This is a genomic window from Rhodopseudomonas telluris, from assembly GCF_042432815.1.
GTDB classification, from domain to species: Bacteria; Pseudomonadota; Alphaproteobacteria; order Rhizobiales; family Xanthobacteraceae; genus Rhodopseudomonas; species Rhodopseudomonas telluris.
The window spans coordinates 352,687-368,509 of record NZ_JBHLWM010000008.1; the positions used below are offsets into that span (position 1 = coordinate 352,687).

7 protein-coding genes are annotated in these 15,823 nt (G+C 58.4%); all 7 read left to right on the plus strand.

Features of this window, described 5'->3' with window-relative positions:
* Nucleotides 1-111 precede the first annotated feature (111 nt).
* The 7 genes from ACFFJ6_RS19200 (at nt 112) to ACFFJ6_RS19230 (ending at nt 15,470) form a co-directional block, all read left to right on the plus strand.
* On the plus strand, nt 112-2,949 hold the full coding sequence (locus tag ACFFJ6_RS19200; RefSeq protein WP_378390789.1) for a DEAD/DEAH box helicase: 2,838 nt from the start codon (nt 112-114) through the stop codon (nt 2,947-2,949).
* Nucleotides 2,946-3,866, plus strand: a complete 921-nt coding sequence (locus ACFFJ6_RS19205; RefSeq protein WP_378390791.1) for an ASCH domain-containing protein — start codon at nt 2,946-2,948, stop codon at nt 3,864-3,866. Before ACFFJ6_RS19200 ends, ACFFJ6_RS19205 begins: the two co-directional genes overlap by 4 nt.
* 228 nt (nt 3,867-4,094) lie before the next feature.
* Complete coding sequence (locus ACFFJ6_RS19210; protein WP_378390793.1) at nt 4,095-7,196, plus strand: BPTD_3080 family restriction endonuclease; 3,102 nt, start codon at nt 4,095-4,097, stop codon at nt 7,194-7,196.
* A gap of 18 nt (nt 7,197-7,214) precedes the next feature.
* Nucleotides 7,215-9,128, plus strand: a complete 1,914-nt coding sequence (locus ACFFJ6_RS19215; RefSeq protein ID WP_378390795.1) for a GmrSD restriction endonuclease domain-containing protein — start codon at nt 7,215-7,217, stop codon at nt 9,126-9,128.
* 19 nt (nt 9,129-9,147) lie between these two features.
* Entirely contained in the window at nt 9,148-12,108 is a 2,961-nt protein-coding gene (locus ACFFJ6_RS19220; RefSeq protein ID WP_378390797.1) for a site-specific DNA-methyltransferase, read from the plus strand.
* Nucleotides 12,109-12,117: 9 nt separating this feature from the next.
* Entirely contained in the window at nt 12,118-13,380 is a 1,263-nt protein-coding gene (locus tag ACFFJ6_RS19225) for a phospholipase D-like domain-containing protein (protein WP_378390799.1), read from the plus strand.
* Nucleotides 13,380-15,470: a 3'-5' exonuclease gene (locus tag ACFFJ6_RS19230; RefSeq protein WP_378390801.1), complete on the plus strand. Its 2,091-nt coding sequence runs from the start codon at nt 13,380-13,382 to the stop codon at nt 15,468-15,470. Before ACFFJ6_RS19225 ends, ACFFJ6_RS19230 begins: the two co-directional genes overlap by 1 nt.
* Nucleotides 15,471-15,823: the final 353 nt, after the last annotated feature.

The following is a 15,823-nucleotide window of genomic DNA, read 5'->3' on the forward strand; positions in this document are numbered from 1 at the left end:
GATCTCGTCCGCATCGAAGCAAGACGTCGGCGACTTTTGAAGTCGGTGGCAGTTCCCGTGTGTGATTGGCTCGGCGAGCCGGGCCGCGCTGGCGTTGCAGCCCGAGTATTGTTGGGAGCTGTTCAAAGTCAGGACGGGCGGACGGAGGACGATTGTGTCCTGTTGCCACATGCGGCAGTCGCTAAGCTGCCGACGTCGATAGCCGATCAGTTGAATGTGCCTGCACTGTCCCTTTTGTCGGTCACATTGTCCTTTGACGGACGTGTTGACACGCCGGACGGCACCATTCGAGCGCGGTGGTTTGACGAGCATACCCGGCCGGTTTCAGCCAAGCGGGTTGGAGCGTTTGTTCAGGTCGGGGATAGGACTTCTCGGCTGTCTTCTTCGTTGTTCGAGCTACTCGAGGCGATAGATGGCTTCAATGAAAGCGTCGGCTGCGACATCGAAACTCGTATCACGAAGTGGCAACCTGTGCAGGTTGCTCTGAGGGAGGTCACAGGATCGGAGGTCAGAGCGGATGGCTTCCTTGGGTCGCTGACAATCTATCAGGCTGGCAGCTTTGCGCTCGATGTCCGCGAAACCGCCGATGGGCCAGACTTGGTTCCCGTTCTGATGGGGCGCAACAAGGCGCCGTCGTTAGACGACAATGCTCCAGCTGAAGATGACGGGGAGGACCTAGATAGTGGAATCCGTGATGATGTTGCCGATGCGCTGTTGCCGCCCGAGCTGCAAAGACGATTTGCCAGCGAACGATTCGGACCGTCGGATAAGACACGCGATGCCTACGTTCTTGCTCGAAATACGTTCGTCATTTTGGATAGAGACCTGAAGGTCGCGCTCGATGTGGTTCGTGAAATTCGCAAAGCGTCTCCAGAAGTCAGGCGCGATTTCCTGCGCAATCCTCGGCCGGCCATTGCGGCAGCTTTGGGACGCGACGATGCGGATCAGGCCGCGGTCGGTCTTTTCGTGGAGACGAAGCAATATTCGGAGCGTGTGCTTGGACTGGGTATATGGGATCCGCCAAAGCTTCCGTGGTTGCAGAAGAAGGCCGGGCAGTGGGCTCCCGAAACCTTTCCTGTCACGTTGCGTGGGCGAACGATCGAACTGACGCCAGAGCGGCTGGATGAAATTATCGAGGAGGTCGACGTCGCAAAGCGCGAAGAACGCGTTGACGTTTCCATCGATCAGGAAGTCTACACTGTCGCGGAGGTCGAGGCTGCAGTCGAAGGATTGCGCGCTAAAGCGGACAAGCCGGATATCGATCCGAGCCCGGAACACCCAGTCGAGGAGGGGGAGGCTGTTCCGGATGAGAATGTCCTCATTCTCAAACAGAATATCGATGGTGTTGAGTACCAATTTAGTCACCCGCGTCGGCCTGTCGCGATCAGTCGGGAGCTGCCGGTCGGCAGCTTGGCTTCGACACGACCGAAGCCGCACCAGACTGAGGGGTTCAAATGGCTGGTTGACGCTTGGGAGGCAGGTTGGCCGGGGGTGTTGCTGGCGGACGACATGGGCCTCGGAAAGACATTCCAGGCACTGGCTTTCATGGCTTGGGTTCGAAACAACGCCGCCGCGAAGGCTCGAGGAAAGTTAGGTGCTTCTGGGAAAGGTCCCATCCTAATCGTAGCGCCGACTGCTTTGTTGCGAAACTGGGCTGCCGAGGCGGAGCTTCATCTGGGGCCGCATGTTCTCGGTGACCGGGTCGATGCATTCGGCTCCGGGCTCAGGCAACTTAAGAGCGCGAAGACAGCCGAGTGGACGCCAGAAGACGCACTGGATGTCGACAGGCTTCGTGATGCTGATTGGATCCTGACGACTTACGAGACGCTGGCCGACAATCACCGTGCCTTCGCGCGCGTTCCGTGTTCGATTGTCATTTTCGACGAGATGCAGAAGGTCAAGTCTCCGGGCACCATCAACACCCATGCCGCCAAGGCGATCAATGCGGATTTCGTGCTCGGCCTGACCGGGACCCCGATCGAAAACCGGCTGGAAGATCTCTGGTGCATCATGGACCGGGTGGCGCCGGGCTATCTCGGTGATCTCAAGACCTTCTCTGCAACGCACACCGAAGACGCCCACGACGCGTTGAAGGACCTCAAGGCAAAGCTTGATGAATCGCGGCTTGGTCTTCCTGCGATCATGCTGCGGCGCATGAAGGATCAGATTCTGGTCGGGCTTCCGGTCAAAAGCATTAAGCCTTATCGCGTCGACATGCCGCCAGCGCAAAGCGACGCCTATGCTCGAGCTGTCCGCGAGGCGCAGTCTGGCGATCGAACGCCGGGCACGATGCTGAAGGTGATCCACGCGCTTCGCTCGATTTCGCTACACCCCAGCGGGGGTGGTGATTTCGACCCCTATGATCCTGAAGCGGCAACCAAATGGGTCGACGAATCTGCTCGGGTTCAGAAGGTGTTCTCGATTCTCAGGACAATCGAAAAGAGTGGGGAGAAGGCACTGGTCTTTCTGGAGCATCGCGACGTGCAGACGACGTTTGCAGCAGCTGCGGCGACGCTGCTGGGGTTGAGGACGGAGCCTGCCATCATCAATGGAACTACGCCGGGTGCCAAACGCCAGGACATTGTCGATCACTTTCAGAACGGTCCGCCGGGCTTCAATTTGATGGTGCTTTCGCCGAAGGCCGCGGGTGTAGGACTAACCATCACCGCAGCCAACCATGTGATCCATCTCAGTCGTTGGTGGAATCCAGCCGTCGAAGATCAGTGCAATGATCGCATCTACCGCATCGGGCAATCGAAGCCGGTGACGATCCACGTGCCGATGGCGTTGCATCCGACGCTCGGCGATAGGTCGTTCGATGCCAACCTAGACAGATTACTCGAACGCAAGCGCTCGCTGTCACGGCACATGCTGGCCCCGCCCGTGGGTGATGCCGACGTCGGAGTGCTCTTCGATGAGACCATTGGAACGGCCGGGTTGCCGCAATGAAGGGCCTGATCATCAGGGATCCATGGATCGGCATGATCCTGGACGGCACTAAAACGTGGGAGCTGCGCACCCAGCACACCACTTTGCGCGGCGAAATCGCGTTGATCCGAAAAGGTAGCAGCCAGATCGTAGGCGTAGCGGACCTTGTCGACAGCCTGCCTCGGCTGGATCAACACGGGCTTGCCGAGTCCGTCCAGTTCCATCGTGTTCCACCCGCTGAGCAGGCGAGCGCCCTTGCTAATGGCTGGCTGTTTCCTTGGCTGATCGTCAATGCAAGGCCGCTGTCGACGCCCGTGCCGTATCTTCATCCCAATGGTGCGGTCACCTGGCTGAATCTTGATCCTAACACTAGCCAGTCGATCGCACGCGCGAGGCAGACGAGCCGCGGTGAACCGAGCCAAGAAGCCGTCAAAGCCCCATCGCAGCCGGCGATAATCCGGTCGGTTCAGGCATTCAAGACTAACGGAGATGTGGTGCGGGAGCTCGATCGCGACAGCGGTCCGGGATCCAAGATTTCGCCGGCACTGGAAGCCGAACTCGTCGCGACCGCCGATCGGCTTGGCGTCAAGGTCAAGCCGCTTGGATCAAACACAACCAAGATGCGAAGTTTTATCGTCCCGTCGCGGGCAGGGGACCATGTCGTCCTTTTGAACCGGATGGCCCGGTCCACTTCGCATTTCCAGGTCTTCCTCGCGCCGGCGCTGGACGGCCGCGTCGCGAATTCGATTGCGGGCATCCCCGGCGTGCAGCGCTTTGTCAACGCCAGCACCCATGACCATCGCATGCGCCACAGTGCGTTCCGTGCCTTCAAGGAGCCGCAGCCGGTTGGCGAGCCGTTCGGCCACGGCTGGCTGCTGGATCAGCATCGTGCTGGGGAGCTTTTTAGCAAGCTGGTTGAAATCATTCGCAATAAATAGAGGGCGTTCAGCGCAAAGGTGATCGAATACACTTTTTTGGTGAAATCTGGCACTGTTCGCCTGTCGAATCGACGCTCATGGCCGACGGTGCGCTCCGAATCTCAAGCGAAATCAATCCGTTTTGGGGGCTTTGGGCTTTGATATGCCCGCGGGATTCGTGGCGCCGGGCTGATTGTGGGGCTTCGGATCAGGGGCCGATGCTGAGTAGCTAGTTGAGGTGGGGGCACGGTGACAGAGCAGTTTTTTGAGCAGCCCATCCTGAATTCGCCTTATGCCTTTCCTGGTCGCCATTGGGAACTCGACGAAGAAGGGCAGCCGACAAATCGGATCCTCGAGACCCGCCGCCGCTCGGATTTGGTGACGCCGGTCCCGAAGCCAAAGAAGCGGCGTCGGGCGCGCGGTCAGGCCCAGATTGTCTTTGAAGACGAGGAAGGCCTTAGTTCTGAAGAACAGGAATACAATCCAACCCCGATCATCAACGAAATCAGAACCTACGTTGAGACCTGGCGCAATCTACCTAATCCAGATCAATGGCTGGTGACTCCGGAGACCGCTCGCCTTCTGAAGCATTGGCGGCACCATAAGTTCGAAGGCATTCGTCCATTCTTTTGTCAGATCGAGGCCGTCGAAACCGCGATCTGGCTCACTGAGGTGGCGCCTAAGCTCGGGCCGCGGGTCGCTAAGTTTTGGGCGCACCTCAAAGGTGGAAATGAGCAGGCGAACCCGGAGCTGCTTCGGCTGGCTTTGAAGCTGGCGACCGGCGCCGGCAAGACGACCGTGATGTCGATGCTGATCGCGTGGCAGACGATCAACGCCGTCCGTCATCCCAACAGCAAGACGTTTTCCCGCGGTTTCCTGATCGTCGCGCCTGGCATCACGATCAAGGACAGATTGCGGGTTCTCCTGCCCAACGATCCCGAGAGCTACTATCGCCACCGCGAGATCGTACCGCCTGATCTTCTCGCAGACATCGATCGGGCAAAGATCGTCATCACAAACTATCACGCGTTCAAGCTTCGCGAGCGTATCGACGTATCGAAGGGGACGCGTGAAGCTATCGAAGGTTGGCAGGCCAAGAAGGATCCCAGCAAGAAACTGCAGACTCTCGAAACCGAGGGTCAGATGCTTCAGCGCGTCATGCCCGAGCTGATGGGGATGAAGAACATTGTCGTCATCAATGACGAAGCCCACCATTGTTACCGCCAACGAGTGAAGGACGCCGCCGTCGAGACGGAAGACGATCTGAAAGGTGAAGAGAAGGAAGAGGCGAAGGAGAACAACGAGGCCGCCCGGATGTGGATCTCCGGGTTGGAGACGGTCAAACGCAAGCTCGGAATTTCGCTGGTCTACGACCTTTCCGCGACGCCATTCTTTCTGCGCGGCTCCGGTTATCACGAGGGAACCCTATTCCCTTGGACCATGAGCGACTTCTCTCTGATGGACGCAATTGAATGCGTCATCGTCAAATTGCCACGAGTTCCGGTCGCCGATAACGTGCCGGGTGGGGACACGCCGAAATTCCGCAATCTGTGGGAGGAGATCAAGAAGAGCCCCCGCGGTTTGCCCAAAAAGGGACGGTCGGCCGGAGCCAAAGGTTATGATCCGCTTGCCCTTCCCACCGTCCTGTTATCGGCCATCGAGGCGCTCTATGGCCACTACCAGAAGACGTTCGAGCTTTGGGAGAATGAAGACATTGGCGTCCCGCCGGTGTTCATCGTGGTGTGCAACAACACATCGACGTCGGAACTGGTTTACAAATACATCTCGGGCTTCCACCGCGAGAATGGCGACGGAACGACGACGCTTGAAAATGGTCGCCTACCTCTTTTCCGCAACTACGATGAGTTTGGCAATCGGGTCGCCAGGCCGAACACGATCCTGATCGACTCGGCGCAGCTCGAATCCGGCGAAGCGCTCGATAAGGATTTTCGTGAGATGGCCGCTGACGAGATCGAGCGGTTTCGACGCGACATACTTGCACGAGGCGGCAAGGACGCGAGCGATCTACGGGCCGGCGGCGAGATCGATGATGCGACACTCCTGCGCGAGGTCATGAACACCGTTGGCAAGAAGGACAGGCTCGGCGAGCAGATTCGCTGCGTCGTCTCGGTCTCGATGTTGACCGAGGGGTGGGATGCCAACACCGTCACGCATATCCTCGGCGTTCGAGCCTTTGGCACGCAGCTGCTTTGCGAACAGGTCGTCGGCCGTGGCCTGCGCCGTCAATCCTATGATTTGAACGACCATGGTCTGTTCAATGTCGAATATGCGGACGTGCTTGGCATTCCGTTCGACTTCGCAGCTAAGCCTGTGATCGTAAAGCCTGCACCGCCGCGAGAGACCGTTCGAGTTCATGCAGTGAAGCCCGAGCGCGACGCGCTCGAGATTGTGTTCCCGAGAGTCGAAGGCTATCGCGTTGAACTGCCCGCGGAGCGTCTCGAAGCGACGTTCGGCCCCGATCATACGCTCCATCTGACGCCGGAGTTGGTCGGACCTTCCGTTACCAAGAACCAGGGGATCATCGGAGAGGGCGTCGACCTCACGCTCGCCCATCTCGAGGATACGCGTACATCCACGATCTTGTTTCATCTGGCTCGGCATCTTCTCTACAACAAATACCGTGATCCGGGCGAGGAGCCGAAGCTTCACCTGTTCGGTCAGCTGAAGCGGATTACCCGCCAATGGCTGGAAGGCGGCTCGTTGAAGTGCTCAGGCGGCACCTATCCGGCGCAGCTGCTCTACAAGGAGATCGCCGACATGGCGACCGAGCGGATCAAGGCGGCGATCACGCTGTCGCTGGTCGGCGAGAATCCCGTGAAGGCGATCCTCGACGCCTACAATCCCACGGGCTCCACGGCCTATGTGAACTTCACGACGTCGAAGGAAACGCGCTGGCAGACGAACGGTCCGCCGCCGAAATGTCATCTCAACTGGGTGATCTGCGACAGCGACTGGGAGGCGGAGTTTTGCCGCGTCGCCGAGGCGCATCCGCAGGTGCGCGCCTACGTCAAGAACCAAAATCTCGGCCTTGAGGTCCCGTATTTGATGGGCTCAACCCCAAGGAAATACATCCCCGACTTCATCATTCAGGTGAATGATGGTCGGGAAGAGCCGCTCAATCTGATTGTCGAGATCAAGGGCTTCCGCGGCGAGAACGCCAAGGAGAAGGCCAACACCATGCGTTCCTATTGGGTGCCGGGCGTCAACAATCTCGGCAAGTTCGGGCGCTGGGCATTCGAGGAATTTACAGCGGTCTACGAGATCGAATCTGAGTTCAACAAACTGATAGACCGGCTTGCTAACGCGGGCGCGGTGAGCTCGGCGGCATAGCGACAAGAGGGGCGTGGAATGGCTCAGACCGCATTCAAGACCAATCCAGTTTCATTGGAAGATCTCCTGAAGGAGTGCGGGAGCGGCAAGATTCAGTTGCCCGATTTCCAACGCAGCTGGGTGTGGGACGAGGATCGGATCAAGAGCCTGATCGCGTCAATATCGGAGGCCTTCCCAGTTGGCGCGCTGATGACGTTGGAAATGAAAGCCGGCGCTGCCGATACGTTCGCTCGGCGGCCAATTCAGGGCGCGCCTCCCGAGGCCTCGAGCCAAGCGCCGGACCAACTCCTGCTCGACGGCCAGCAGCGGATGACTTCACTCTACCAGACATGCATGCGAAGGCAGGTTGTAGAGACCATCACTGCACGCCAGAAGCTCGTGAAGCGGTGGTTCTACATCGACATTGAAAAGGCATTGAGGTCAGATTTCGACCGCGAGGATGCGATCTTCACGTTGCCAGAAGATCGCAAGATCAAGGAGGACTTCGATCGCAAGATCACGCTCGACCTGTCCACAGCGGAGTCCGAATACGAGCAGCTGATGTTCCCCGTCAACCAAGTGTTTAACTGGGACGCTTGGCAGGATGGGTTCGGTGACTACTGGATCGGAAAGGGAGACGTGGCAAAGCGCCAGATCTTCCAAAGATTCAAAAACGAAGTCCTGCAGCATTTCAAAAGCTATCAGGTTCCCGTCATAGCGCTTGGCCACGACACCTCTCATGAAGCCGTGTGTTTGGTCTTCGAGAAGGTGAACACTGGCGGGAAGGCCCTCGATGCGTTTGAGCTCGTCACCGCTATGTACGCCGCCGAGGGCTATAGGCTTCGCGACGACTGGCTCGGCGCAGCCGGTAGTTTCGGTCAACAATCGCGCTTGCAGCATTTTGGTCACATGGCAGGCCAGAAGTATGGTGTGCTGGAGAAGGTTGCGAGTACGGATTTCCTTCAGGCGGTTGCGCTGCTGCACACGAAGAAGGTGCGTCAGGAGGCTGTTGTTGCTGGGGTCAAAGAGAGCGATCTTCCAGCGGTTCGAGCGACGCGACAATCGCTCCTCGACCTTCCACTAAGCGCCTACAAAGCCAACAAGGACCGCGTCGAACAAGGCTTCACCACAGCTGCGAAGTTTTTGAGGCAGCAGTTCATCTACAGGGGCATCGATTTGCCCTATCAGACGCAGATTGTTCCTCTGGCCGCGATCCTCGCTGAGATCGGCGATAAGTGGGAGCATGCAGAAAACAAGCGCAAGCTTGCTCGCTGGTATTGGTGCGGGATTTTCGGCGAGCTTTATGGCTCGGCCGTGGAGTCTCGCTTCGCAAAAGATATCGTCGAGGTACCAGCATGGCTTGCCGGCGGCCCTGAGCCGACCACGGTGCGAGACGGCGTTCTCCGGTCGGATCGGCTCCGAACCATGCGCAGCCGCGGTTCAGCCGCATACAAAGGGGTGCATGCGCTGTTGATGCAGGAAGGTGCGAAGGACTTTCGCACTGGCCAAACCTTCGACCAGACGGTGTTTTTCGACGAGGATGTCGATATTCACCACATCTTTCCGCAAGACTGGTGCCGCAATCAGGGTATCGAAGCGAAGGTCTACGACAGCATCATCAACAAGACGCCGCTCAGCTACCGCACAAATCGAAGAATTGGCGGAGTGGCGCCGTCCATTTATTTGCAGCGGCTAGAGTCAGGCCAAAAGGACGACCCGCCGATTGTGCCGACGATGATGGATGGCTACCTCCAGACGCATTGCATCGCCCCCGAACTCCTGCGTTCCGACGCCTTTGATAGATTCATGAACGATCGCGAACAGCGGCTGCTGGCTCTCATCGCAAGGGTAACGGGCCACGATATCGTTGCCGCCGGCAGTTCGTCGGACGAGCAAGAAGTGCCAGATGACATAGCCGAAGACAGCGGTCTCATGGTGAGTACAGCGGCGTAAGAGAGAAGGGCTGGGGTCTATGGCAAAGAAGCCGATTGAGGTCGAGGCGCTGAAGCATAAGGCGGCCACGCGGCTGAACATTCCGACGGCTGAGTTCGAGAGCGTGATGCTGGAGGAGGACAAGCGGCCGATCCAAGTCGCATATGAGCGGCGCAATCGGGATCTCGATCCGCAGCTCGTCTGGCGAGGCAAGGACGAGCAGGACTGGTCAGACCTGGTCGTGGCCGCGCCGCCGCTCTACATCCAAGAGAAAGTGCACCCGAAGGTCATCATCGACGATCTCAAGCGCGAGACGAAGGAACGCGCGGAAGAAGAGATCGGTGCGACGATCGACTTGTTCTCCGATTTCAATGGGCTACCGGACAAAGAAGCGGCGACAGAATTTTATCAACATGCAGGGCACTGGTCGAACCGGATGATTTCCGGCGATTCGCTGCAGGTGATGGCGAGGCTTGCCGAACGCGAAGGCCTTCGCGGGCAGGTGCAGTGCATTTATATCGATCCGCCCTACGGCATCAAATTCAACTCCAATTTTCAATGGTCCACCACTTCGAGGGACGTAAAGGATGGCGCTAAGGACCAAATCACGCGCGAGCCGGAGCAGGTGCGGGCATTCCGCGACACGTGGCGCGATGGCATTCACTCCTATCTTGGCTATCTGCGTGATCGGCTCACGGTGGCGCGCGAACTTCTGCATGAGTCAGGATCCATCTTCGTGCAGATTGGTGACGAAAATATACATCGGGTTCGAGTCTTGATGGATGAAGTATTTGGTGAGGAGAACGCAGGACCAGTTATCAATTACAAGACCACATCTGGCCTAGCTTCTGAGTTTCTAGCTGGATCGACTGATCACATAGTGTGGTATTTCAGAGACCGATCTCGCGCAAAATTTCGAAGACTTTTCAATCAAAAGAATCCTGGAGAAGAAGGCGCTACTCAATTCACCTTCATGCAAAGTCCCGACGGCGCGATCGTCAACGCAGCTGTGGCTGCTGAGAAAATGGAGCCGGGCTGGGAGTTAATGGCGCATGCTGATCTGACCTCCACAGGCAGTGCGACAACTACAAATTATGATGCTCATGTTGAGGGGAGAACGTTCAGACTTAGATCTGGCAACCTTAGATGGAAAACTACTGAGGTTGGACTTGGACGTTTGGCCAAGAGCTCCCGGACTCTAATCATAGGTAGCACACTGCGATATCGTCGTCTTCTCAGGGATTTTCCTGTCTATCCAATCGTCGATCTGTGGACGGATACCGGAATTTCTGGGTTCGCTGATAGGAAAGTGTACGTGGTTCAAACGAGTCCATTGGTCATTCAACGCTGCATTCTGATGACCACAGACCCTGGTGATCTCGTGTTAGACCCAACGTGCGGTTCGGGAACCACAGCCTTTATTGCTGAGAATTGGGGGCGGCGATGGATCACCATTGATACCAGTCGTGTCGCCATCGCGCTTGCCAGATCGAGGCTCATGGGCGCGCGCTTTCCCTATTATCTCCTCGCCGACTCTGCTGAAGGTCAGCGAAAGGAAGGTGAGATCACCCGAGCTGCACCCAAGTCGTCGCTCACGCGGGGCGACATTCGGCACGGCTTCGTTTATGAGCGAGTGCCGCACATCACGCTGAGGTCAATCGCCAACAACACCGAGATCGATGTGATCTGGGATCGGTGGCAAGAGACGCTTGAGCCGCTCCGAAGCGATCTCAATCGCGTCCTCGGTCGCAATCAGCCCTGGGAAGAATGGGAAATCCCGCGCGACGCGGGCGATCCTTGGAAGCCGGAGGCCGTGGCTATTCATGCCAAGTTGCGAGAAGCGATTACTGAGGACGAGATCGGCAAGAAGTCGCAGAAGGCGCTCGCGAAGCTCAATGGTGTGTTGGGTCGTGAGTACACCTTCAAGACCCTGCCGGAACGGCCGATCGATCCTTGGACGAACCAGAAGGCGATCGAAATTCACGGCCAATGGTGGGAGGCGCGGATCGCCCGACAGAAGGAGATCGACGCCTCCATCGCCGCCAAGGCCGAGTTCGAATTTCTCTATGACAGGCCTTACGTCGACAATTCTCGCATCCGCGTTGCCGGACCTTTCACGGTCGAGAGCCTGTCGCCGCATCGCACGCTCGCAGTCGATTGGGACGACGAGCTGATCGAGATCCTCGAGGCGTCCGAAGGCAAACGGGAAGCGCCAGACCGCGATGACGTGTCCAGCGACTTCGCTCAGATGATCCTCGAGAACCTCAAGGTGGCGGGCGTCCAGCAGGCGCACAAGGAGGATCGGATTGCGTTTACGAGCCTAAGCGGATGGCCTGGCCGCTTCATCTGCGCCGAGGGCGTGTTCATGGAGGGCGAGCGCGAGAAGCGCGCCGGCATCTTCATCGGTCCCGAGTTCGGAACGGTCTCACGTCCCGATCTCGTCGCCGCAGCAAAGGAGTGCGGCGATGCCGGCTTCGATTTGCTGATTGCCTGCGCCTTCAACTACGATGCCCATTCCTCGGAATTCGACAAGCTCGGGCGCGTGCCTGTGCTGAAGGCCCGGATGAACCCCGATTTGCATATGGGGGGCGATCTCAAGGCGACCGCGACGGGCAACCTGTTCGTGATCTTCGGCGAGCCGGATATCAAGATCGAGGACGCCGGCGACGACATGATCCGTGTCAAGGTGTTTGGCGTCGATGTGTTCAAGCCGCAGACCGGCGAAGTGATCTCCGAAGGCACCGACGGCATTGCGCTGTGGATGCTCGACACCGACTACAACGAGGAAAGCTTCTTTGTCCGCCATGCCTATTTCCTCGGTGCCAACGATCCTTACAAAGCCTTGAAGACGACCCTGAAAGCGGAAATCGATCAGGAGGCCTGGGAAAGCCTCTATTCCGATACGTCGCGTCCGTTTCCGAAGCCTGAGTCGGGCCGCATCGCGGTGAAGGTCATCAATCACCTCGGCGACGAGGTGATGAAGGTCTTCGCGGTCGCGTGAGAGCGTGGAATGCCTGTTTCAACAACCGTGCTTTTCGCTTCCCCTCAGCGTGAGATTGCGTCCCTCATCGAGGATCGACTCGATCGGTCGGTTGAGAGCAGCATCGTTGTGGGGTTCGCAACACCCGGTGGCATGGACCTGGTGGGGGCGCCCCTCAGAAGGCGGCCCGCAACCTTGAAATGCCTCATCATCGGTGCGGCGACGTTTCCCGCGTTTGAAATGATGGACGAGCTTTTGAGCGTCGGCGTTCCGAAGGATCGCCTGTTTGTTCATCTCGGACATACGTTCAAAACGGGCACGCCGAAGAACCCGTTCGCCCGATTTCACCCGATGCTCCACAGCAAAATCTACTACATGGAATTGGAGGGAGGACAGGCCTGCGCCTTCATCGGCTCCCACAACGCGACAGTTTTTGCGCTTGATGGCATGAATGGCGAAGCGTCAGTCATGCTGGAAGGCGACCGAAATGAACCTCAATTCCGGCAGGTCAGGCAATATATCGATGAGGCTCGTGGTCAGGCAACTGCCTACGATTCCTCGCTCAAGGATGCATATGCTTGGTGGTGGAGAGAGTATCTCGATGGTCTTCGCGCCGAGGTAAAGATCCCCTCCGACTGGCAGATCAAGCGGACAATTCTGATTTTTGCGCAGGCAGCACCTCAGGATCGGCCAAGGAACAATGAGGCACTGTATTTTGAGCTGCCTGCTGGCATTCAGATCGACAACCTGAAGACCGAGGTTCACCTCTTTCTCTTCAATAGTCTTCCCCCCAATCCGGAAGCCGCCTTGGCGAGCCGAAGCGGGGCTTCTGCCAGCTACGTTTGCCAAACGTTGGGCGCCGACAATGAAAGGGGCAATCGGATGCTCGCAGCCGATTGGCACGTCGACAACGCCACCCGACCGACCCTTCTCTATGTTCCCTCGGGCACGTTCAGCCCGTCGACCAACCCGAACATGCAGCAAGTGCGGGCGAAGATTACGGCATATGGCTCTGGTACGCTCGACTATGCGTTTGAGCGTCAGAGAGCGGGCTGGGACCCGGTATTCGCCGAGGAGGAGGCGGCGAAAACGGATCGGCCGACGCTTCAAAGTGACAGAGCTCGTCTCGAAGCATATGCGGGCCGGTCCGGTCCTCCCCACTGGACCTTGGTGAAGGGCCTCAGCCCGAGAAAGGGCGAGGCGGTCGAGCGTGACGAACAGGCGCTGCGTCTGGCTGCCCCGGATTCTGGTTCGTTCATCCTTGTGTCGTTGCGGCAGCGAAGGATGACCTGATGGAATTCCGGATTGCCGACACCTTCACAGAATCTTTGTCGCGCCTTACCGCACAGGAGCAGAAGGCGGCGAAGACGACGGCCTTCGACCTCCAACTCAATCCGGCTTCGCCAGGCTTGAGCTTCCACAAGCTGGATCGCGCAAAGGACGCGAATTTCTGGTCCGTGCGTGTCAACGCCGACGTCCGGCTCATTGTCCATCGGACTGCCTCGAGCCTGCTCTTGGTCTATGTCGATCATCACGATGATGCCTATAAATGGGCGGAGCGGCGTAAGATCGAGCGACATCCCACCACCGGCGCCATGCAGCTCGTCGAGGTCCGGGAGCGCATACAAGAAGTCGAGATCGTCAGGCCGAAGGAGGCGGCCGAGCCTGCGCCGGCCCCGAGCTCATCGGCGAAACCGAAACTCTTCGACAATCTGCGCAAGTTCGAGTTGATGGCCTTCGGAGTGCCGGAGGAATGGGTCAACGATGTCCGCACGGCCACCGAGGACACGCTCTTCGACATCATTGCGCATCTGCCCCAGGAGGCGCAGGAGGCGCTCCTGAAGCTCGCAGTCGGCGAGAAGCCCGAGCCGCCCCCGCCAGCGCCGGCCGAGGCCGATCCCTTCGCCCACCCAGACGCGCAGCGCCGATTCCGCGTCCTGACCAATGTCGAGGAACTGGAACGAGCGCTCGACTATCCATGGGACAAGTGGGCGGTCTTCCTGCATCCTTCGCAGGCAGCCTTGGTCGAACGAAGCTATTCTGGGCCAACGCGTGTCTCGGGTTCAGCGGGAACCGGCAAGACGATCGTCGCTCTGCACCGGGCTGTTCACCTTGCCCGCTCAAATCCGCATGCGCAGGTGCTGCTGACAACGTTCTCCAGGGCGCTCGCAAACGCGTTGCGCGTCCGGCTTGTAACGCTGGCAGGAAATGAGTCCACCATAGCCAGCCGAGTCATGGTGAAGTCTCTCTCCGCTGTCGGATATGATCTGTACAGTCATCGTTTCGGGAAACCGAATATTGCCCCGCCAGAACTGATCAGAGAGCTGCTCACGAAAGCAGCTGTGGAGGTCGATGGGCACAAATTCTCGTTACACTTCCTGTTTGGGGAGTGGAGTGACGTTGTCGATGCGTGGCAACTGAAGTCTTGGGAGGCATATCGGGATGTCTCCCGGCTCGGCCGCAAGACGCGAATTGGAGGAAAGCAGCGGGAGATCCTGTGGGCGATTTTCGAACGCCTTCGGGCCGGCCTTTCGGAGAAGGGGGCGGTCACGTGGGCCGATGTGTTTGGCCGGCTCGCCGGCGATCTGGCCATGGGTGGTAGGACGCCATTTGACTATGCGGTGGTCGATGAGGCTCAGGACCTCGGGGTTGCCGAGGCGCGGTTTCTGGGCGCACTGGCGGGCGATAAGTCGGACGGGCTGTTCTTTGCGGGCGATCTTGGCCAGCGCATCTTCCAGCAACCGTTCTCGTGGAAGGCCCTCGGTCTTGATGTGCGAGGGCGTTCTTTCACGTTGCGTATTAATTACCGGACCTCACACCAGATACGTATCCATGCCGACCGACTGTTGCCTGCCACTGTTTCGGACGTAGACGGCAATGCCGAAGGCCGCCGGGGCACTGTTTCGATGTTTGATGGGCCTGTTCCGAAGGTCGCAGTATTCTCGAGCCAAGAGAAAGAGCAGGCAGCTGTCGGTCAGTGGATCAAAGAGCAGCTTCGTCATGGGTGCCGACCGCACGAAATAGGAGTGTTCGTTCGTTCTGATCCTCAGCTCAGTCGTGTCAGAAGAGCGCTGGACCTTGCGGGCATCGCCGGCTCGGAACCAAGCGAGGAGGGTGGTTCAGTCGAAGGAGCTGTGACGATCAGCACCATGCACTTCGCTAAGGGGCTGGAATTCCGGGCGGTTGCAGTGATGGGCTGCGATGACGAGGTCATCCCGCTCCAAGAACGCATTGAGAGCGTTGCGGACGACGCGGATCTTGAAGAGGTCTACGATACGGAACGGCATCTCCTCTACGTCGCATGCACTAGGGCGCGTGACCATCTGATGGTCACGGGGGTTGAGCCGGCATCGGAGTTTCTGGATGATTTTCTGAATCGTTAGCAAAGATCGGGTTGTGATGTGTCAGAATGGTCGGTCAATGCCTCGACGCAGTGCGATCACTGAATTGGATGGTGGACTTGGGAAGCCGGCGCAGACGGCAGCCAGGCGCGATTGCAGGGCGCTCAGTGGCGTCGAGAGGAGCAACCAAACGGTCATCGACGCTGCGTTCCGCAGCAATGGCGTCGATTAAACCCGGAAAAGGGTATCGCGATCGTCCAGGGTGGCCTTTGGGAATGCGACGATCCGGAAGCGGTCGAGAGTAGGGCCGGCAACGGCTCTAGGATGCCGGCCTTTGCGACGTAACGGACGTAGCTGAGGTCGTCAGCCGGACGCTGTCGCTCAGCCTCCGCAAT

Bases quoted from the DNA above. Each gene is read 5' to 3' on its own strand.
- ACFFJ6_RS19215 (WP_378390795.1), top strand. From the start codon at position 7,215: ATGGCTCAGACCGCATTCAAGACCAATCCAGTTTCATTGGAAGATCTC.
- ACFFJ6_RS19205 (WP_378390791.1), top strand. From the start codon at position 2,946: ATGAAGGGCCTGATCATCAGGGATCCATGGATCGGCATGATCCTGGAC.
- ACFFJ6_RS19225 (WP_378390799.1), top strand. From the start codon at position 12,118: ATGCCTGTTTCAACAACCGTGCTTTTCGCTTCCCCTCAGCGTGAGATT.
- ACFFJ6_RS19230 (WP_378390801.1), top strand. From the start codon at position 13,380: ATGGAATTCCGGATTGCCGACACCTTCACAGAATCTTTGTCGCGCCTT.
- ACFFJ6_RS19220 (WP_378390797.1), top strand. From the start codon at position 9,148: ATGGCAAAGAAGCCGATTGAGGTCGAGGCGCTGAAGCATAAGGCGGCC.